20 protein-coding genes are annotated in these 19,866 nt (G+C 69.9%); 10 read left to right on the top strand and 10 right to left on the bottom strand.

Going from position 1 to position 19,866, the window contains the following annotated elements; all coding sequences use genetic code 11:
- Positions 1-117: 117 nt before the first annotated feature.
- Complete coding sequence (locus tag P2Q00_RS07990) at positions 118-1,569, top strand: NCS2 family permease (protein ID WP_275770924.1); 1,452 nt, start codon at positions 118-120, stop codon at positions 1,567-1,569.
- A 109-nt stretch (positions 1,570-1,678) separates the two neighbouring features.
- On the opposite strand, the gene P2Q00_RS07985 is transcribed toward P2Q00_RS07990, so the two are convergent.
- From P2Q00_RS07985 to P2Q00_RS07975, 3 genes are all read right to left on the bottom strand, one after another.
- A complete protein-coding gene (locus tag P2Q00_RS07985) occupies positions 1,679-3,127 on the bottom strand; it encodes a peptidoglycan D,D-transpeptidase FtsI family protein (RefSeq protein WP_275770921.1) in 1,449 nt (482 codons plus the stop codon).
- Between the two features lie 92 nt (positions 3,128-3,219).
- A complete protein-coding gene (locus P2Q00_RS07980; protein ID WP_275770919.1) occupies positions 3,220-3,690 on the bottom strand; it encodes a GNAT family N-acetyltransferase in 471 nt (156 codons plus the stop codon).
- Positions 3,691-3,722: 32 nt separating this feature from the next.
- Complete coding sequence (locus P2Q00_RS07975; RefSeq protein WP_275770918.1) at positions 3,723-4,496, bottom strand: IclR family transcriptional regulator; 774 nt, start codon at positions 4,494-4,496, stop codon at positions 3,723-3,725.
- Between the two features lie 155 nt (positions 4,497-4,651).
- Here P2Q00_RS07975 and P2Q00_RS07970 point away from each other — a divergent pair, with 155 nt between their 5' ends.
- Positions 4,652-6,181, top strand: coding sequence for an aldehyde dehydrogenase (NADP(+)) (locus P2Q00_RS07970; protein WP_275770917.1), 1,530 nt, complete (start codon positions 4,652-4,654; stop codon positions 6,179-6,181).
- 143 nt (positions 6,182-6,324) lie between these two features.
- Positions 6,325-6,933: a DUF1349 domain-containing protein gene (locus tag P2Q00_RS07965; RefSeq protein WP_275770916.1), complete on the top strand. Its 609-nt coding sequence runs from the start codon at positions 6,325-6,327 to the stop codon at positions 6,931-6,933.
- A gap of 113 nt (positions 6,934-7,046) precedes the next feature.
- Here the strand turns inward: P2Q00_RS07965 and P2Q00_RS07960 are convergent, their stop codons facing one another.
- Positions 7,047-8,414 carry an MFS transporter gene (locus P2Q00_RS07960; RefSeq protein WP_275770915.1) on the bottom strand — a complete coding sequence of 456 codons (1,368 nt, stop codon included), beginning with the start codon at positions 8,412-8,414 and terminating at the stop codon, positions 7,047-7,049.
- 70 nt (positions 8,415-8,484) lie between these two features.
- Here P2Q00_RS07960 and P2Q00_RS07955 point away from each other — a divergent pair, with 70 nt between their 5' ends.
- The 6 genes from P2Q00_RS07955 to P2Q00_RS07930 all read left to right on the top strand — a co-directional run bounded on the left by P2Q00_RS07955 (position 8,485) and on the right by P2Q00_RS07930 (position 13,608).
- Positions 8,485-9,480: a GlxA family transcriptional regulator gene (locus P2Q00_RS07955; protein WP_275770914.1), complete on the top strand. Its 996-nt coding sequence runs from the start codon at positions 8,485-8,487 to the stop codon at positions 9,478-9,480.
- The gene (locus P2Q00_RS07950; RefSeq protein ID WP_275770913.1) at positions 9,477-9,992 is read left to right on the top strand and encodes a GNAT family N-acetyltransferase; all 516 of its coding nucleotides are present in this window, start codon (positions 9,477-9,479) and stop codon (positions 9,990-9,992) included. The genes P2Q00_RS07955 and P2Q00_RS07950 overlap by 4 nt, the downstream gene beginning before the upstream one ends.
- A gap of 68 nt (positions 9,993-10,060) precedes the next feature.
- The gene (locus P2Q00_RS07945; RefSeq protein WP_275770912.1) at positions 10,061-10,777 is read left to right on the top strand and encodes a DsbA family oxidoreductase; all 717 of its coding nucleotides are present in this window, start codon (positions 10,061-10,063) and stop codon (positions 10,775-10,777) included.
- 107 nt (positions 10,778-10,884) lie between these two features.
- Positions 10,885-11,934, top strand: coding sequence for an aminotransferase class V-fold PLP-dependent enzyme (locus P2Q00_RS07940; protein WP_425579533.1), 1,050 nt, complete (start codon positions 10,885-10,887; stop codon positions 11,932-11,934).
- A 40-nt stretch (positions 11,935-11,974) separates the two neighbouring features.
- On the top strand, positions 11,975-12,580 hold the full coding sequence (locus P2Q00_RS07935) for an RNA polymerase sigma factor (RefSeq protein WP_275770910.1): 606 nt from the start codon (positions 11,975-11,977) through the stop codon (positions 12,578-12,580).
- Positions 12,581-12,603: 23 nt separating this feature from the next.
- Complete coding sequence (locus P2Q00_RS07930) at positions 12,604-13,608, top strand: maleylpyruvate isomerase family mycothiol-dependent enzyme (protein ID WP_275770909.1); 1,005 nt, start codon at positions 12,604-12,606, stop codon at positions 13,606-13,608.
- 116 nt (positions 13,609-13,724) lie between these two features.
- On the opposite strand, the gene thpD is transcribed toward P2Q00_RS07930, so the two are convergent.
- The 6 genes from thpD to P2Q00_RS07900 form a co-directional block, all read right to left on the bottom strand.
- Complete coding sequence (gene thpD / locus P2Q00_RS07925; RefSeq protein WP_275770908.1) at positions 13,725-14,612, bottom strand: ectoine hydroxylase; 888 nt, start codon at positions 14,610-14,612, stop codon at positions 13,725-13,727.
- Positions 14,613-14,614: 2 nt separating this feature from the next.
- Entirely contained in the window at positions 14,615-15,013 is a 399-nt protein-coding gene (locus P2Q00_RS07920; RefSeq protein WP_275770907.1) for an ectoine synthase, read from the bottom strand.
- Positions 15,014-15,033: 20 nt separating this feature from the next.
- Entirely contained in the window at positions 15,034-16,305 is a 1,272-nt protein-coding gene (gene ectB, locus P2Q00_RS07915; RefSeq protein WP_275770906.1) for a diaminobutyrate--2-oxoglutarate transaminase, read from the bottom strand.
- Positions 16,306-16,354: 49 nt separating this feature from the next.
- Entirely contained in the window at positions 16,355-16,861 is a 507-nt protein-coding gene (ectA, locus tag P2Q00_RS07910) for a diaminobutyrate acetyltransferase (protein ID WP_275770905.1), read from the bottom strand.
- A 306-nt stretch (positions 16,862-17,167) separates the two neighbouring features.
- The gene (locus tag P2Q00_RS07905; RefSeq protein ID WP_275770903.1) at positions 17,168-17,686 is read right to left on the bottom strand and encodes a DinB family protein; all 519 of its coding nucleotides are present in this window, start codon (positions 17,684-17,686) and stop codon (positions 17,168-17,170) included.
- A gap of 103 nt (positions 17,687-17,789) precedes the next feature.
- Positions 17,790-18,890 (bottom strand): pyridoxal-phosphate-dependent aminotransferase family protein, encoded by a 1,101-nt coding sequence (locus P2Q00_RS07900; protein WP_275770901.1) that lies wholly within the window; start codon positions 18,888-18,890, stop codon positions 17,790-17,792.
- 97 nt (positions 18,891-18,987) lie between these two features.
- On the opposite strand from P2Q00_RS07900, the gene P2Q00_RS07895 reads away from it, so the two are divergent.
- On the top strand, positions 18,988-19,863 hold the full coding sequence (locus tag P2Q00_RS07895; RefSeq protein WP_275770900.1) for an ABC transporter substrate-binding protein: 876 nt from the start codon (positions 18,988-18,990) through the stop codon (positions 19,861-19,863).
- Positions 19,864-19,866 lie beyond the last annotated feature (3 nt).

Raw genomic sequence — 19,866 nt, 5'->3', positions numbered from 1 at the left:
GCAGTCTGGCGGGTCGGCCCTGATTCCGTAACACGGGGAAAACCTGAAACGCGTTCAACGCGGGAACAATCCAGCCAGCATCCGCACACGATCGAACAGGCAACAGGAGTCACCCGCATGTCCGACACCAAGAAGGCGGCAGAGCGGCCAAGTGCCGCGCCACCGGGGGCGAACAGCCTCGACCGCTACTTCAGGATCTCCGAGCGGGGATCCACCTTCGGCCGGGAGATACGCGGCGGCTTCGCCACGTTCTTCACGATGGCCTACATCCTTGTCCTGAATCCCATCATCCTCGGCAGCGCGAAGGACAAGTTCGGGCACTCGCTCGACACGGGCCAACTCGTCACCGCCACCGCCCTGGTGGCCTGTGTGATGACGATCATCATGGGCGTCGGCGGCAACCTGCCGCTCGCCATCGCCGCGGGCCTCGGCCTCAACGCCGTGGTCGCCTTCCAGCTCGCACCGCTGATGAGCTGGTCCGACGCGATGGGGCTCGTCGTCCTCGAAGGCATCCTGATCTGCGTCCTGGTCGTCACCGGGCTCCGCAAGGCGATCATGGACGCCATTCCGCAGCAGCTGAAGCAGGCGATCGGCGTCGGCATCGGCCTGTTCATCGCCTTCATCGGCTTCGTCGACGCCGGGTTCGTGAGCCGTATCCCGGACGCGGCCCAGACGACGGTGCCGGTGCAGCTGGGCGCCGTCGGGCACCTCACCGGCTGGCCGGTCCTGGTGTTCTGTCTGGGCGTGCTGCTCACCATCGCGCTGCTCGCCCGCAAGGTGAAGGGCGCGATCCTGATCAGCATCGTGACCATGACGATCGTCGCGATCGTCATCGACGCGGTGGCGGACATCAAGAGCTGGGGCCTGACCACCCCGAAGGTGCCGGACAAGATCGTCTCCACCCCGGACTTCGGACTCATCGGTCACTTCAGCCTGTTCGGCGGCTTCGCGAAGGCGGGCTTCCTCACCGCCGTCCTGCTGGTCTTCACCCTGATCCTGTCGGACTTCTTCGACGCCATGGGCACGATCGTGGGCATCAGCGCGGAGGCCGGACTGCTCGACGAGCAGGGTCAGGTGCCGGGCATCGGGCGGGTGCTGTTCATCGACGGTGCGGCGGCGGTGGCGGGCGGTCTGGGGTCCGCCTCGTCCAACACGGCGTACATCGAGTCGGCGGCCGGTGTGGGCGAGGGGGCGCGCACCGGCTTTGCGAACCTGATCACCGGTGGGCTGTTCGGGCTTGCGCTGTTCCTGACGCCGCTGCTGACGATCGTTCCGCTGCAGGCGGCTGCGCCTGCGCTGATTGCCGTCGGGTTCCTGATGATGACCCATGTCAAGCACATCGACTGGGACAAGTACGAGATCGCCATCCCGGCGTTTCTGACCATCGCTGCGATGCCGTTCACCTACTCGATCACGGATGGCATCGGGGCCGGGTTCGTGGCCTACGTCCTCATCAAGGCGGTGCTTGGCAAGGCCAAGGAGGTGCACTGGCTGCTGTGGGGGGTGTCTGCGCTGTTCCTGGTGTACTTCGCCATTGACCCCGTTGAGCAGATTCTCGGCGTCAAGTGAGGGACGCTGCGCGGCCAGTGCGGGTTCGTCGTGGCTGGTCGCGCACGCGCGGCGGAGCCGCATATTGATACAGCCCCGCGCCCCTGACGGGGCGCTCCCCTCGACGGTGTTATTTCAGTGCTGCTTGCATCACTGCCTTGGCCACCGGGGCCGCCAGGCCGTTGCCGCTGACCTCCGAGCGGGCCGCGTTCGACTGCTCGACCATGACCGCCACGGCGACCTGCTTGCTGCCCGCCTTGGCGTAGGACGTGAACCAGGCGTACGGGGTCTTGCTGTTGTTCTCGCCGTGCTGGGCCGTGCCCGTCTTGCCGCCCACGGTCGCGCCCGGGATCTGCGCGTTCGTGCCGGTGCCCTTCTCCACCACCGTCTGCATCGCCGACTGCAGTTGCCCGGCGGTCTCGGAGCTGACGATCTCCTTGGTGCTCGTGCCGTCGTCGTAGTTCTTCAGCACGTCGCCGCCGCTGTCGGTGATCTGCGAGACCATGTGCGGCGAGACCAGCTTGCCGCCGTTGGCTATGGCGGCGGACACCATGGCCATCTGGAGCGGGGTCGCGGTGACGTCGTACTGGCCGATGCCCGTCAGGGCCGTGGAGGACCGGTCCATGTCGGACGGGTAGACGCTGGTGTACGCCCGCACCGGCACGTCCTGCGCGCTGTCGTTGAAGCCGAACTTCTCGGCCATCGCCTTCACCTTGTCCTGGCCCAGGTTGACGGCCATCTTCGCGAAGACGTTGTTGCAGGAGTACTGCAGCGCGGTGCGGATCGAGGCGTTCTCACAGGGCGCGCTCGGGTTCTCGTTGGACAGGTCGCGGGTGGTGCCCGGCAGCGTGTACGGGTCCGGGCTCTTCGTCTTCTCGTCCACCGACGAGTACAGCCCGTCCTCCAACGCGGCCGCGGCCACGACCAGTTTGAACGTAGAACCCGGCGGCAGCGGCTGGCGCAGCGCGCGGTTGGTCAGCGGCTTGTCGGAGTCCGCGTTGAGCTTCTTCCAGGCCGTGCCCGCGGTGTTGGCGTCCGTCAGCGACGACGGGTCGTACGACGGCGTGGACACGACCGCGAGGATCCTGCCGGTCGCCGGGTCGATCGCGACGGCCGCGCCCTTCTTGTCGCCGAGCGCGTCGTACGCCGCCTTCTGCACGTCCGGGTCGATCGTCGTGACCACGTTGCCCGGATCGGCCCGCTTGTCGGTGACCGTGTCCAGCACGGTCTTGAGGCGGCTGTCCGTCCCGTCGAGGAGGTCCTGGTAGATGCCCTCCAGCTGGGTCGGCGCGTAGGCCTGCGAGGCATAGCCGGTCACCGCCGCGTAGAGCTTGCCGTCCTTGTACGTGCGCTTGTACTTGAGGTCGCTGCCCTTCGTCGCCGCGGAACCGGTGATCGAATCGCCGGCCACGATGATGTTCCCGAGCGGGTCCGCATACGTCTTGATCGCGTTGCGCCGGTTCTTGGTGTCGTCCGCGAGGGCCTTGCCGTCGTAGAACTGCACCCAGGTCGCCCTGATCAGCAGAGCGAACACGAGCAGCAGCGTGAAGACGGAGGCCCGCCTGATCGTCTTGTTCATCCCGCTCAGAAGGACGAACGGGACGGAGCGAATCGTTCCCGTCCGCCCTGATTTCTCATCGGGCGTTCATGAAGCCGGCCTCGACCAGGGCCTCAGCCGTCCAGCGTCAGCACGACCTCGTCGATCTCCTCGCCCCGCGCGTTCGCGAACCCCGTGGTCCTGGCAGTCACCCGGAACCCGCACTTCTCCAGCACCCGCCGCGACCCGGCGTTGTCCGCCGCGGCCCGTGCGTACAGCGGGCGTTCGCGGACCTCGGCCAGCAGCTCCCGCAGTGCGGCCGTCGCCACGCCGCGCCCCCAGTACGCCCGGTCCACCCAGTATGTGACCTCGCGCTCGCCCGGCTCCCCGTACACCGCCGCGCTGCCCACCACATCGCCGTCGGCCAGGATGGTCCGCGCGACGTCGGCCGACGCACGGATCCGTTTCCAGAGCGCCTCGAAGGCGTCCCGGTCGGCCGGGTCCTTGGCGGTGAAGGCCGCCATGAGGATGGCCTCCGGGTCGTTCATCTGCCGGAAGAAGACCGGGAGATCGCTGTCGTGCACGGTGCGAAGTACGACGTCCATGACGTCAGAGCCTAGGTGCTGTCGCCCTGGAGTCAGAGCCTCCGGGTCGCCAGCGTCAGCCGGTCGCGCGCGTCGAACAGCGCGTCCTTCACCATCTGTTCGTGTGCGGGCGTCAGCCGCGCCACCGGCACCGAGCAGCTGATCGCGTCACGCGCCGGAGTGCGGTAGGGAATGGCGACTCCGAAGCAGCGCAGGCCCAGCGTGTTCTCCTCGCGGTCGACCGCGAAGCCCTGCTCCCGGACCTGGTGCAGCTCCTCGATGAGCTTCTCCCGGTCGGTGATGGTGTTCTCGGTGAGCGCCGGAAGGGTCTCCGGGAGCATCTTGCGGACCTGCTCGTCCGTGTACGTGCTCAGCAGCGCCTTGCCCAGCGAGGTGGAGTGCGCGGGCAGCCGGCGCCCCACCCGCGTGAACGGGCGCAGGTAGTGCTGCGACTGGCGGGTGGCCAGGTAGACGACGTTCGTGCCGTCCAGCCGGGCCAGGTGGATGGTCTCGGTAGTGTCGTCGGACAGCCGGTCCAGGGTCGGACGCGCCGCCGCCACGACCTCGTCGCCGTCGATGTACGAGGTGCCGACCAGCAGTGCCCGCACTCCGATGCCGTACCGCGTGCCCGTCGCGTCCGTCTCCACCCAGCCCAGCTCCACCAGTGTGCGCAGCAGCATGTACAGGCTGGACTTGGGATAACCGACGGCCTCCTGGACCGAGGCCAGGGAGTGCATACCGGGCCGGCCGGCGAAGTACTCGAGCAGTTCCACCGTCCGCACCGCGGACTTGACCTGCGACCCGCCGCCTGTCTCGCCTGCCGACATCGCCCTTGACCCCTTCGTTCGACGGGAAATAGTCTCCAACAGCATATTCATCATCAGAGACAGCGTTCAGTATATCGAACGACCCTGGTGGATGACCCAGATACTGCGGCAATACAAGCAGGACATACCGCAAGACATACGTGGAGGGACCCGCGGTGGCAGCAGCACCAGTCTGGAGTGTCGACCCCCGTACCGGGAAGCAGCGTGAACAGGTTGCGGTGGAGGCCACAGCCCAGGAGGTGGACGCCGCCGTCCGCGCCGCGTGCGCCGCGCGCGGCGCCCTCGCCGACCGCGCGGTCCGCTCGGCCTTCCTGCGCACCGCCGCCGAGCAGCTGGAGGCGGCGAAGGGCGGACTCGTCGAGACCGCCGACGCGGAGACCGCGCTCGGCCCGGTCCGCCTCAACGGCGAACTCGCCCGCACCTGCTACCAGTTGCGGGCCTTCGCGGACATCGTCGACGAGGGCGCCTTCCTCGACGTGATCATCAACCACCCCGACGACACCGCGACCCCGCCGATCCCCGACCTGCGCCGCTACAAGGTGCCGCTGGGCGTCGTCGCCGTCTACTCGGCCTCCAACTTCCCCTTCGCCTTCTCGGTCGCCGGCGGCGACACCGCGAGCGCGCTCGGCGCCGGCTGCCCGGTCGTCGTCAAGGCCCACCCCGACCACCCGGCCCTGTCCGAACTGGTCGCCAAGGTGCTGCGCCGCGCCGCCGCCGCGCACGGCATCCCCGAGGGCGTCGTCGGCCTGGTCCACGGCTTCGAGGCGGGCGTCGAGCTGGTCAAGCACCCCCTGGTGTCGGCGGCCGGCTTCACCGGTTCCGTACGAGGCGGCCGTGCCCTCTTCGACGCCGCCGCCGCACGCCCGACGCCGATCCCCTTCCACGGCGAGCTCGGCTCCCTGAACCCCGTCGTCGTCACCGAGGCCGCCGCGGCCGAGCGGGCGGAGGCCATCGGTACCGGTCTCGCCGGTTCGATGACGCTGGGTGTGGGCCAGTTCTGTGTGAAGCCGGGCCTGGTGCTGGCGCCGTCCGGCGCGGCGGGCGACCGCCTGGTGAAGTCCCTGACGGACGCGGTCAGCGACACCGACGCGGGGGTCCTGCTGGACCACCGCATGCGCGACAACTTCATCGCCGGGGTCGCCGAGCGCGCGGAGCTTCCCGAGGTCGAGTCCCCGGTGACGCCGGGCGCGGGCAGCGAGCACACGGTGAGCGCCGGGTTCCTGACGGTCTCGGCCGACAAGCTGGCGCAGGAAGGCCAGTACGACCTGCTCCTGGAGGAGTGCTTCGGGCCGGTCACCGTGGTGGCCCGCTACGAGGACGAGGCCCAGGTGCAGGAGGTGCTGTCGCGGCTGCCCGGCAATCTCACGGCGACGGTTCATCTGTCGGCGGAGGAGGCGGCCGGGGAAGGCCGTGGCGCGGAGCTGCTGGCCGAGCTGACTCCGCTCGCGGGGCGTGTGCTGGTCAACGGCTGGCCGACGGGTGTCGCGGTGGCTCCCGCTCAGCATCACGGCGGCCCGTACCCGGCGACCACGTCGACGTCGACGTCCGTCGGCGGTACGGCCATCGAGCGGTGGATGCGGCCGGTGACGTACCAGACGGCGCCGGAGGCGATCCTGCCGCCCGAGCTGCGGGACGACAACCCGCTGGGATTGCCCCGACGGTTCAATGGCCGCCTTGAGCGGTAGCGCTCCGCGGGGTGCGCCGTAGGGGTGCGGGTTGCTTGCCGGCTGCGGCTTCGTCGTGGCTTGTCGCGCCCACGCGGCGGAGCCGCAAATCGATACAGCCCCGCGCCCCTAAAAACCCTCCCTGAACCTGAGAGCATCACTGGATGGACGTCAAACTTCCCGAACTGCCCTTCCTCCTCCGCACCTATGGCCCTCAAGGCAACTGGTCCTACGAGGACGGCGTGCTCACCGGATGGGCCGGGCCCCGGCAGGACCGGTTTGTGCCGCCCACCGGGGAGGCGCTGGATCCGGCCTCCGATGCGCCTCGGCTTCTCGGGGCGCCCGAAGGGGACTTCCAGCTGATCGCGCGCGTCACGGTCGGGTTCGCCTCGGCCTTCGACGCGGGGGTGTTGTACGTCCATGTCGGCGAGCGGGCCTGGGCCAAGCTCTGCCTGGAGTACTCCCCGGACGTGCCCACCGTCTGCACGGTGGTCACCCGGGGACACTCCGATGACGCCAACTCCTTCACCGTGGACGGCAGTTCGGTATGGCTCCGACTGAGCCGCACGGGCCGGGCCTTCGCCTTCCACGCCTCCCGCGACGGCAAGCACTGGACCTTCGTCCGCCTCTTCACCCTGGGCGGTGAGAAGGAGACGGACGCAGCCCTGGTCGGCTTCATGACGCAGTCGCCGATGGGGTCGGGGTGCGTGGTGACATACGACCACATCGAGTTCAGACCCAACTGGCCTGCCGATCTGCGAGACGGCAGTTAGTTTCAGCCTGTCGGCTGGTCGAGGACGCCGGTCACTGCACTTCAGCCCGTCCGGCGTTTGAGGACGAGGCCCCTTCAGGGCCGAACGGGGGTCTGGGGGCGGAGCCCCCAGCGCTACCGCAACCGAGACGTGGCCGCACCCGTCAGCGCGAGCACCCCCGCACTGATCACCAACGCCAGACGCATCCCCTCGGCAAACCCCCCGGAGATCAGCGCCCCGAAAACGGCGATCCCCAACCCCCCGGCCACCTGCCGCGCAGCGTTCAGCATCCCCGCCGCCAACCCCGCCCGCTCCACCGGCACCGCATCCATCATCGCGGCCGTCAGCGGCGGCACCGTCAACGCGCACCCCAGCGCCAACGGCACCAACAGCACCGCCGCCAGCACAGAAGACGTCCCGGCGTCGACGTACAACAGCACCAGCAGTCCGACGACGGCCAGCGCCTGCCCCACCAGCATCGGCACCTTCGCCCCGTACCGCCCCGCGAGCTTGCCCGCCACGACGTTCGTCACCGCGATCAGCCCCGTCATCGGCAGGAACGCCAGCCCGGCCCGCAGCGCGGACAGCCCCTGGACCTGCTGGAAGAAAAGGGAGAAGACGAACACCACGCTGTAGAAGGCCACACTCACCGCCGCCCCCGCCGCGACCGCGACCGCCACCGTCCGGTTGCGGAACAGGCCGAGCGGGACGACCGGATGGGGACTGCGCGCCTCGATCCGGAAGAACGCGACGGCCGCGACGACGGCGACTGCCACCGCGACCCACCCCGCCGTCCCGCCCTCGATCACCGCGAAGGTCAGGGCGGTCAGCGCCACCACCGCGGAAACCTGCCCCGGCACATCCAGCGGCGCAGGCCGTCGCTCCGACCGCGGAGCCCGTACTAGCAGCGCCAGGATCAGGGCGCCCAGCGGCAGATTGACGAAGAAGATCCCCCGCCAGTCCCAGGCCGTGGTCAGCAGCCCGCCCGCCACCGGGCCCAGTGCCACCGCCGCCGAACCGCCCGCGGCCCATGTGGCGACGGCGCGCGACCGCCGCGCCGGTTCCGGGAACGCCTGCCGCACCAGCGCCAGCGAGGCCGGGAGCACCACGGCCGCCGCCATGCCCTGCACCACCCGCGCGCCGATCAGGGCCGGCAGGTTCGGCGCCAGTCCGCAGGCCGCCGAGGCCAGCGTGAAGACCGCGGTGCCGAGCGCGAAGGCACGGCTCGCCCCGGCCCGGTCCGAGAAGGCGCCGGTGGACAGCATCAGCGCCGCGAAGGGCAGGGTGTACGCGTCCACCACCCACTGCAGGCCGGCCATCCCGCCGCCGAGGGAGTGGCCGATCGCGGGCAGGGCCACGTTCACCACGGACGCGTCGAGGCAGATCAGCGCGAAGCCGAGGAGCGCGGCGGTGAGAGTGAGCGCGGGGGAGGACCGATCGGGTCCCAACTTCCGCCCGAAAGTGGCGAGTTCATCGCCCTTGACCGTCCGGTTCATCGTCATGCGTCCATGCTGCGGATCTTCGGCGTCGTACAGTAGTGGCCTGAATGCCATACTCCCGGAGGTTCTGGCCATGCCGAGGAAACGGACACCGCACCGCATCGCCGTCATCGCGCCGTCGCCCGTCTCGATGTTCAACCTCGCCATTCCGGAGCTGCTGTTCGCCAAGGTCGAGGTGGACGGGCGGCCGGGCTACGAGGTCGTCATCTGCGCGGCCGAGCCGGGACCGGTGCCCACCTCCGGCGGCCTCGACCTGTACGTCCGCCACGGCCTCGACGCGCTGAAGGATGCGGACACCGTGGTCGTCGCCGGTACCGGAGCGCCCTACCTGCCGGACCCCCGGATCGTGGCCGCCGTCAAGGCAGCCGCCGCCGACGGCAGGCGCATCGCCTCCCTCTGCACCGGCGCCTTCCAGCTCGCCGAGGCAGGCCTGCTTCAGGGCCGCAAAGCCACGACGTACTGGGCGCACGCCGAGGAACTGCGCCGGCGGTACCCGCAGGTCGACCTTCAGGGAGATGTGCTGTACGTCCAGGACGGCCCGTACGTGACGGCCTCCGGCTACGCCGCCGGCATCGACCTCTGTCTGCACATCATCCGCACCGACTACGGCGCCGCCGTCGCCAACGAGGTCGCCCGGCTCGCCCTCGTCGCCCCCGTACGGCCGGGCGGGCAGACCCAGTTCACCCACACCCCGCTGCCGCCCGAGCGGGGCACCGTCTGCGCCGACACCCGCGGCTGGGCCATGCGCAACCTCGACAAGCCGCTCACCCTGACCGATCTGGCCCGCCATGCGGGAGTCTCCGTACGGACGCTCACCCGCCGCTTCCATGCCGAGAGCGGGGTCAGCCCCCTGCAGTGGCTGCTGCACCAGCGCATCGAGCGCGCCAGGGAACTCCTGGAGACCACCACCCTGCCCATGGACCAGGTGGCCCGCGCCTGCGGTCTGGGCACGGCGGACTCCCTTCGGGCCCATGTGGTCAGGCGCACCGGGCTGACGCCGAGCGCCTACCGGGTGCAGTTCACCCGCCTGGGAACCGAGGAGGTCATCGGCTCGTCCTCCGTTGCATGATCAGTAACCGAGTCGTGGGCGGCCGGGTGATCCGTACCGTGCTGCCCGCCGAGGCCGAGGCCGTCACCGCGCTGCACGCGCGGGCCCGGGCGACGTACTACCCGGACGGGGTTCCTGAGGACGGCACCGACTGGCTCGCCGCCTGGCGGGGTGCCATCGAGCGGCCGGACGGGCAGGTGCTGTGCCTCGTCGAGGACGGCCGCATCGTCGCCATCGCCTCCTTCCGCACCCCGCCGGACACCTCGGCAGAAACGGTCAAGCTCTACCAGTTCCACGTCGACCCCGACGCCTGGCGCTCGGGCATCGGTACGGCCCTGCACACGGCCTGCGTCGAGCAGTGGCGGGCCGACGGCAGGCGCACGGCCGTCCTCGACGTGCACGCCGACAACGAGCGCGCCCAGGCCTTCTACGCCCGCCAGGGCTGGATCCCGGACCCCGACAACCCGCCCGCCGAGGACGACCACCACCTCTTCCTGCGCTACTCCGTGCCCAGGGAAACGAGCGGGGAATGATCCTCGCTGCTTGAACGTTCATGCATCCGGCGGAGGGTGCCTCCGTACCCGTACGAGCTGGAGAGAACATGAAGGTCGAGATCTGGTCGGACATCGCGTGCCCCTGGTGCTACGTGGGCAAGGCCCGCTTCGAGAAGGCGCTCGACGCCTTCCCGCACCGCGACCAGGTCGAGGTCGTGCACCGCTCCTTCGAGCTGGACCCGGGCCGTGCCAAGGGCGACATCCAGCCGGTGATCAGGATGCTCACCAAGAAGTACGGCATGAGCGAGGCGCAGGCGCAGGCCGGTGAGGAGAACCTGGGCGCGCAGGCCGCCGCCGAGGGCCTGGAGTACCGCACCCGGGACCGCGACCACGGCAACACCTTCGACATGCACCGTCTGCTGCACTTCGCCAAGGAGCAGGGCAGGCAGGACGAGCTGATCCAGATCCTCTACAAGGCGAACTTCGCCGAGGAGCGGTCCGTGTTCAGCGAGGGCGAGGAGCGGCTGGTGGAGCTGGCCGTCGCCGCCGGTCTGGAGGCCGAGGGTGCCCGCAAGGTGCTCGCCGACCCGGCCGCGTATGCCGACGAGGTCCGCGCCGACGAGCGCGAGGCGGCGCAGCTCGGCGCGAACGGTGTGCCGTTCTTCGTCCTCGACCGCAAGTTCGGCGTCTCCGGCGCCCAGCCCGCGGAGGTCTTCACCCAGGCGCTGACCCAGGCGTGGGGCGAGCGCTCGCCGCTCCAGCTGATCGACCAGGGTGACGCGGACGCCTGCGGTCCCGACGGGTGTGCGGTGCCGCAGCACTGAGAAGCCGAGAAGACGTCCAGCTCAGGGCGGACGTATAAGCGTTCCTTAGTGGAACCACGTAGAAATCGGCAATGGACTATGGGTTCTCCGGGGCTCACAGTGGATCCATGGAGACCTTCGAGAGCCTCGTCTGTGCCGAGTTCGCCCCGAAGAACACCTATCTGAACACCGCGAGCACCGGGCTGGTACCGGCGCGCACCGTGGCCGCCATGCGCATCGCCGTGGAGGCGGCCGCAGCCGGTGATCCGACCGACATGTTCGGGGACGTCGAGGCGAGCCGCGCCTGTTTCGCGCGGCTCGTGGGCGTGCCCGAGCGCCGGGTGGCGGCCGGGGCCTCGGTCGCCGTCTACAGCGGCCTGATCGCGGCCTCTCTCCCCGAGGGCGCCGAAGTCCTCACCGCCGAGGGCGACTTCAGCTCCGTCGTGAACCCCTTCCATGTCCGTTCCGACCTCAAGGTGCGCGTGGTGCCGCTGGAGCGGATCGCCGAGTCGGTGCGGCCCGGCACCGCCCTGGTCGCGGTCAGCGCCGCGCAGTCCGCCGACGGGCGCGTGGCCGACCTGCCCGCGATCCGGCAGGCGGCGCGCGAGCACGGGGCACGTACGTACATCGACGCGTCCCAGGCCGCCGGATGGCTGGACTTCGACGCGGACGCCTACGACTACTCCGCCTCCGTCGCCTTCAAGTGGCTCGTCTGCCCGCGGGGCGTGGCCTTCCTGGTCGTCCCGGAGGATCTCGGCGGGCTCACCCCGCTGTTCGCCGGCTGGGTCGCGGGAGAACACCCCTGGGACGCGTGTTACGGCCCCATCGACGAACTCGCCCACTCCGCCCGGCGGTTCGACGAGAGCCCCGCCCTCTTCTCCTACGCCGGCGCCCGCCGCTCCCTCGAACTCCTGGAGGAACTCGGCACGGACGCCGTACGCGCCCACGACCTCGCCCTCGCCGACCGCTTCCGCGCGGGCCTGGCCTCCCTCGGCCACGAGCCCGTCCCGTCCCCCGGCTCACCGATCGTCTCCGTGCCCGGACTCGGCCGCCGCCAGTCCGAGCTGAGCAGCGCCGGAGTGGAGGTCTCCGACCGCGCGGGCAACCTGCGTGCCGCCTTCCACCTGTACAACACCGCGGCCGATGTCGACCGGCTGCTGGACGTCCTGTCTGCCTGAACCACTGGCGCACGCCCTGCGCGGACGCTAGGAAGGGCACGTGGAGTCCACGGGCAGTACCCCACTGCAGCCGCCCGCCGACACGGAGCTGCACCGGCGGCTGGTGTACGGGGACGAGTCCGCGCTGGCCGAGGTGTACGGGGCGTACGGCCCTCTGGTGCGGCGGGTCGCGGTGCGGGTCACCCGCTCCCCGGCCGCCGCCGAGGACGTGGCGCAGGAGGTCTTCGCGCAGCTGTGGAGCAGGCCGTACGCCTACGACGCGGACCGGGGCAGCCTGCGCACCTGGCTGTCCATGCTCGCCCACCGGCGGGCCGTGGACTGGGTGCGCAGCGAGGCCCGGCACCGCAAGGACGCCCGCGCCGACGACTCCGCGCTGCACGCCATCCCGGACGCCTCGCCCGGCCCCGACGAGACGGTCGTCGACCGCGAACGCTCCCTGCTCCTGCACACCGCCCTCGCCGAACTCCCGCAGCCCCAGCGGGAGGTGGTGCACCTGGCCTACTTCGCGGGCCGCACCTACCGGCAGGCCGCCGTCGAACTGGGCATCCCCGAGGGCACCGCGAAGACCCGGCTTCGCACGGCTCTGCGTACCTTGGCAGAGTCTTTGGCCGACCCTCCCGATCCCGCGCTGGAAAGGGGCGCATGATGGCCACAGGGAAGGAGGCGGGCATGACCAGCGAGCATGACGGAGTACGCGACCTCCTGGCCGCCTGGGCCTTCGGCGCGCTGCCCCCCGCCGAACAGGAGATCGTGCCACGCCATCTGGCCGAGTGCCACAGCTGCGCGGCGGAGGCGGAGAAGCTGCGGGAGACGGTACGACTGCTGGACGGGCCGCCGTCGAGCCGCACAGGCGTGCGGCCCTGGAGTGACGTCCTGTCCACCGCCCTGCGGGCCCGCCCCGCCACGCCCCGGGTCGCCGCGCACGCCGCGCCCTACGCCGCCGCCGTCGCCGGACTCAAGGCGCTGCTGCCCGAGGCGGAGGGCCGCTGGGGCACACCGGTCGTGCACGACTGGGACGTGCACGCGACCGTCGCCCATCTGCTCGCCGCCGACGAGCCCCTTGCCGGGCGGCTCGGCATCGCCGCACGCGTACCGGCCTCCCCGGTGGCCGAGGGCGCACGCTGGCAGGACGCCTGGAACCGCCGCAGCGCCGAAGTCATCGCGCACGAGCACGGCCGTACGCCCGAGGAGACGGTCGCCGACTGGGCCGCGCAGGCGGCCGCCCTGCTCGCCACGCCCGAGGCCCGCGAGCCCGAACTGGCCGCCTGCGCAACGATGTTGATGGGGGTACGGCTGCCCGTCGCCGACCACTTCGTGGTGCGCGCCTTCGAGGCCTGGATCCACACCGACGACATCGGCCGCGCCCTCGGCCTGGCCGTCCCGGCGCCGCCCGCCGGGCACCTGGGGCAGCTGGTGCGGCTGGCGGTCCGCATCCTCGGCCTGGCCCTCGGCCCCGCCGCGCAGCCGGTGCTGTTCGCCGTCGACGGCGAACAGCAGTGGGTGCTGGGTTCGGAGGACGAGCCGATCCGTGCCGAACTCGCCCTGGATCCGGTCGACTTCTGCCTCCTGATGGGCGGCCGCCGGACCCCGGACGAGGTGCCGCGCCGCGCGGTGGGAGACGAGGGCGCGATCAGGAACGTACTGGAGAGGGCGGCGTCACTGTCGTGGCTGTGAAGCCACGCAGCCTGTGACGCCGCCCGCTCCAGGATGAGTCACCGTACGGGCGTGAAGTCCCGTGCCCCGATGCTGCATACACCGGGGGACAACCCCCGGACCCCGCCGGATTGCGCTCACCGCACGGGCGTGAAGTCCCGTGCCCCGATGAACTCAGGCCGCCGGATCGGGGCCGCGAACGGCTCCACGGCCTCGTTCTCCACGCTGTTGAACACGATGAAGACGTTGCTGCGCGGGAACGGCGTGATGTTGTCGCCCGAGCCGTGCATGCAGTTGCAGTCGAACCAGGTCGCCGAGCCGGCCCTGCCCGTGAACAGTTTGATGCCGTACTCGCCGGCCATGGCGGTCAGCGCCTCGTCCGACGGCGTGCCCGCGTCCTGCATCTGCAGCGACTGCTTGTAGTTGTCCTTGGGTGTGGCTCCCGCGCACCCGAGGAACGTGCGGTGCGACCCCGGCATGATCATGAGGCCGCCGTTGGTGTCGTAGTTCTCGGTCAGCGCGATCGAGACGGACACCGTGCGCATGTTGGGCAGGCCGTCCTCGGCGTGCCAGGTCTCGAAGTCCGAGTGCCAGTAGAAGCCACTGGCCCCGAAGCCCGGCTTGACGTTGATCCGCGACTGGTGGACGTAGACGTCCGAGCCGAGGATCTGCCGCGCCCGTCCGACGACCCGCTCGTCGCGCACCAGGTTCGCGAACACCTCGCTGATCCTGTGCACTTCGAAGACGGAGCGGATCTCCTTGGACTTCGGCTCGATGATCGAGCGCTCGTCGGCCCGGATCGCCGGGTCGGTGACGAGGCGCTCCAACTCCCGGTGGTAGACGGCCACTTCGTCCGGGGCGATGAGCTGGTCGACGGCCAGGAAGCCGTCCCGCTCGAACGACCGGAGGTCGCCGGCCGAGACCGGGCCCGGCGTGTCGAAGGAGCCCCACACGACGGGGTCCAGGCGCGGGGTCGACACCTCGGTGGCGCCGCGGCTGGGGTACGGATCGGTGATCGCGGTCATGGTCAGCCCTCCTCCGTCAGCAGGGGATAGACGCCGTTCTCGTCGTGGTCCTCCCGTCCGGTCACGGGCGGGTTGAAGACACAGATGCAGCGGAAGTCCTCCTTGATCCGCATCGTGTGCCGCTCGTGCCCGTCGAGGAGGTACATGGTGCCGGGTGTGATCGTGTACTTCTGCCCGGTCTCGTCGTCGGTGAGCTCGGCCTCGCCCTCGGTGCACACGACGGCCTCGATGTGGTTCGCGTACCACATCGACGTCTCCGTACCCGCGTAGAGGACGGTCTCGTGGAGCGAGAAGCCGACCCTCTCCTTGGCGAGGACGATGCGTTTGCTCTCCCATGTGCCGGACGCGGCCTTCACATGCCGGTCGGTGCCTTCGAGGTCCTTGAACGAACGGACGATCACGGTGCTGCACTACTCCTTTTCTAGACGGTTTCGCGTACGGCGCGGGCGAGGATGCTGAGCCCCTCGTCCATTTCCTCGGCGGTGACGGTGAGCGCCGGGAGGAGCTTGACGACCTCGCTCTCGGGACCCGAGGTCTCGATGAGCAGCCCGAGTTCGAAGGCGCGCTTCGCGATGCGGTCGGCCCGGCTCTTGTCGTGGAACTCCAGGCCCCACACGAGTCCGCGTCCGCGGTACTCCTTGACGTCGGCCGGGTTCTCCTCGGTGATGGCGGCGAAGGTCTGCTCGACCTGCTCGCCGCGCGCCTGGGTCTGCTTCTCCATCGCGGACCCGTCCGCCCAGTACACCTCCAGGGCGGCGGTGGCCGTGACGAAGGCGGGGTTGTTGCCGCGGAAGGTGCCGTTGTGCTCGCCCGGCTCCCAGATGTCCAGCTCGGGCTTGAACAGGCAGAGCGACATGGGCAGTCCATAGCCGCTGATGGACTTCGACACGGTGACGATGTCGGGCGTGATGCCGGCCTCCTCGAAGGAGAAGAAGGCACCCGTACGCCCGCAGCCCATCTGGATGTCGTCGACGATGAGCAGCATGTCCTGCCGCTCGCACAGGTCGGCGAGCGCCCGCAGCCACTCCGGACGGGCGACATTGATGCCGCCCTCGCCCTGCACGGTCTCGACGATCACGGCCGCGGGCTTGTTGAGCCCGGAGCCCTGGTCCTCCAGGAGCCGCTCGAACCACAGGAAGTCCGGGACCTTGCCGTCGAAGTAGTTGTCGAACGGCATGGGCGTGCCGTGCACCAGCGGAATCCCGGCTCCGGCGCGCTTGAAGGCGTTGCCGGTCACGGCGAGGGAGCCGAGCGACATGCCGTGGAAGGCGTTGGTGAACGACACGATGGCCTCGCGCCCCTTCACCTTCCGCGCGAGCTTGAGCGCCGACTCCACGGCATTGGTGCCCGTCGGACCCGGGAACATGACCTTGTACGGCAGATCGCGCGGCCGCAGCACCAGGTCCTGGAAGGTCTGCAGGAAGGCGCGCTTGGCGGTGGTCGACATGTCGAGCCCGTGCGTGACGCCGTCCCGCTCCAGGTAGTCGATCAACGCCCGTTTCAGGACAGGGTTGTTGTGGCCGTAGTTCAGCGAGCCCGCTCCGGCGAAGAAGTCCAGGTACTCATGGCCGTCCTCGTCGTACATGCGGCTGCCGTGCGCACGGTCGAAGACGGTGGGCCAGCCGCGGCAGTAGCTGCGCACCTCGGACTCGAGTGTCTCGAAGACGCTGAGGTCGGGCTGGGTGATGGTCACGACGAATCGCTCCTCGTTGCGTGGGGGGGAGTGCGTGGGGCGTCAGCGGTCAGAGGGAGAGGGGACCGATGCGGTACAGGACTTCCGGGTCGTGCGGCCCGTCGGGGAACAGGCCCTCGTCGAACAGCACCTCGCGTTCCACGAGGGCGCCGTGCCGCTCGGCGAACGACGCGAACAGGCGCTCGGAGCCGGTGTTGCCGGGGGTGATGGTGGTCTCGACGGCGGTGATGCGGTGCGCGGAACCGGTCTGCGCGACAACACCGTCGAGCAGCGCGGCCGCGAGCCCCCGGCCCCGGTACGCCTCGTCCACCGCCACCTGCCACACCAGCAGGGTGCGTGGACGGTCCGGCCGTACGTACCCGGTGACGAAGCCGACCGGCTCCCCGCGCTCGTTGCGGGCCACGGCCGAGGTGGCGGCGAAGTCGCGGCACCACAGCAGATAGCTGTACGACGAGTTCAGGTCGAGGGCTTTCGAGTCCTTGGCAATCCGCCACAACGCGGCTCCGTCCGCGACCTGCGGACGGTCGATGTGCAGATCTGCTTGAGCGGCAGTCATGCGGATTGAATTTACCGAGGGAAATTCGAAATTGCATCGTCGGTGAGGGTTACGCACGGCGGGGCCGTGTGTTATCGCGCGGGCGCGTGCGGCCGCACGGAGTGAGGGCATTAATGGCCGTATTGTCCGGAAAATACAGGGCAAGTTGACCGTGATGTGTAACGCGTCACAGGCGTGTAACCCGCACGAGATCTGCCCGAATTCCCCCGGTTGGTGTTCGCGAAATCTTTGCGTTTAGGTCGGGGAAAAGCGGGCAGAAGGATACGGGAAGCTGCGCGGAAATGAATTCCAGAATTACGCCTGGAATTAATAGCCGGTTACTCCGTCGATCCGTTCCCGCAAGATGTCTGCGTGCCCGTTGTGCCGGGCGTACTCCTCGATCATATGAATGAGCACCCAGCGCAGGCTGACCTCCAGCCCGGCCATGGGTCCGTCGACGATCCGCCCGGTGTAGTCCAGCGGCCGCCCGGCGCACAGCTCCCGCCCGCGCGCGATCTCCCGGCGCCACACGTCCAGTGCCTCGCCGAGCCCCCGCGCGGGGTCGAGCACATACCCGGTCTCCTCCCCGTACACGGGCGGCACGTCGAGCCCGCCGACCACCCGCTGAAACCAGTTCCGCTCGACCTCGGCGAGGTGCTGCACCAGCCCGAGCAGCGTGAGCGCCGACGGCTCCGCCGCAGCCAACCGCACCTGTGCGTCGTCCAGTTCCTTGCACTTCAACTCCAGCGTGGCCCGATGAAAGTCGAGCCAGCTGTCGAGCATGGGGCGCTCGTCACCGGTGAGGTGGGGGATGGGGCGACCGTCGGGGAGGGTGTGCGTAGACATGCGGGTGAGCATGCCATTTCAGCCCGTCCGGCGTTTGAGGACGAGGCCCTTCAGGCCGAAGCGGGGGTCTGGGGGCGCAGCCCCCGGCAACCCCAGCCGACGACTACCCCCAGCCGTCCTCCACGGCCCGCAGCGCCCCCTCCACATCCACGCCCAACCCCTTCTCGGCCATCGCCGAGCCCAACGCCACAAGACTCGCCCCCACAGCGGAGCGCACCGCATCCACCCCGTAGTGATTGACCCGGATCATCTCCTTGGCCAGCGCACCCCCGCCCGCGGCCAGCGGCAACGCGGGGTTCGACGCCAGCGCCCGAGCCACCAGCTCCGACGCGACAACCCCCGCCGGCGCGCGAAGCGTCGTGGCGACCGGCGCCGCCTCCCGGGCCTCGTACACATACGGCTCCAGCCCGCCGCCCAGAGCCACCGCCCCGGCCCGGGTCGCGCTCGCGGCCGCCGCATGCCGGGCCATGACGGTGTCCAGACCCACCGTCTCGATCTGCTCGACACAGGCCTCCAGCGCCAGCATCTCCAACTGCGCCGGCGCATGCAGCAGCGCTTTGCGCCCGCCGTCGATCCACCGCTCCTTCCAGTCCAGCAGCGAGAGATACGACCGCCGCGGCGCCCCCGCGTTCGCCGCCATCCGCGCCCACGCCCGCTCACTCACCGAGACCGCCGACACCCCGGCCGGCCCGCCCATGGCCTTCTGCGCCCCGATGACGCACAGATCCACACCCCACGCGTCCGGCAGCACCGGCTCGGCACCGATGGAGGCGACGGCGTCCAGATAGAACAGCGCCCCCTGCTCCCGTACGACCTCCCCGATCTCCGCGACGGGGTTGGTGTTTCCGGTCGCCGCCTCCGCATGCACCAGCGACACGAAGTCGATCTCGGGATGCTCGGCGAACGCGGCCCGGATCTGCTCGGCGGTGACGGCCGTGTGGAAGGGCACGGCCAGGTCGATCACCGTCGCCCCGCAGTCCCGCAGCCAGTTCCCGAAGGTCTGCCCGTACGGACCCGTGATGACGTTCAGCGCGACGGTGCCCGGCCCGGCGGTCCCCCGGATCGCCCCCTCCAGCGGCAGCAGCGCCTCGCCCTGCATGATCACGACGTCCTGCCCGGTGCCGAGCAACCGAGCCACCCGGTCCTCGATCGAGGCGAAGTGCGCGGCGCTCAGCGGGGGCAGATCGAGGAAAGGGTGGGTCACGACGGTGCCTTCTGCTCGGTCATGGGGTACAGGTGACGAGAGTAACCGGCACCCCATCCCCACTCAGGCCGGCGACTTCGCCCCACAGGAGGTTCCCGTGCACACCGTCCCCGGCCGCCGCTCCAGCGCCCCGCGCCGTGCCATGGCCGTCACCGCCACGACCGCCGGGCTGCTGCTCGTGGCCGTCGCCGCCTCCGGCTGTACGTCGACCGGCAACGGCGGCAGCAAGACCGCCGCCGGCGGGGTCACCCTCGTCAAGGCCGGACAGCTCACCACCTGCACCCACCTCCCGTATCCGCCCTTCCAGTCGGAGATCAACGGCAAGGTGCAGGGCTTCGACGTGTCGTTGATCGACCTCGTCGCGGGGGACCTCGGCGTGAAGCAGCAGATCCTCGACACGCCCTTCGAGAACTTCAAGACCGGTGCGTTCCTCAACTCCGGCGAGTGCGACGTGGCCGCGGCCGGCATGACCATCACCGCCGAGCGCAAGAAGAACGTCGACTTCTCGGACCCGTACTTCGACGCCACCCAGGCCCTCCTGGTCGACAAGAACAGCGGCATCACCTCGCTCGCCGACGCGAAGGCCAAGAAGGTCAAGCTCGGCGCCCAGGCGCAGACCACCGGCGAGGACTACGCGAAGAAGCAGGGCTTCGACCCGGTCTCCTTCGAGTCCTCCGACGCCGTCCTCAACGGCCTGCGCACCGGCCAGGTCAAGGCCGTGATCATCGACTACCCGGTGGTCCAGGGCTGGCTGAAGGACAAGGCCAACGCGGCCGCCTACCAGGTCGCCGACAACCTCAACACCGGTGAGCAGTACGGCTTCACGGTGAAGAAGGGCAACACCAAGCTCCTCGCCGCCGTCAACAAGGCGATCAAGAACGCGAAGGCCGACGGCACATACAAGAAGCTGTACGAGAAGTGGATCGGCCCCTACGCCGCCTCCGCCGCCTCTCCGTCCCCCGCCGCGTCCTGACCC

Source organism: Streptomyces coacervatus, assembly GCF_029223485.1.
GTDB classification, from domain to species: domain Bacteria; phylum Actinomycetota; class Actinomycetes; order Streptomycetales; family Streptomycetaceae; genus Streptomyces; species Streptomyces coacervatus.
The sequence above is the reverse complement of the archived record's forward strand: the minus strand, read 5'-3'. Positions and strand labels throughout refer to the sequence as shown.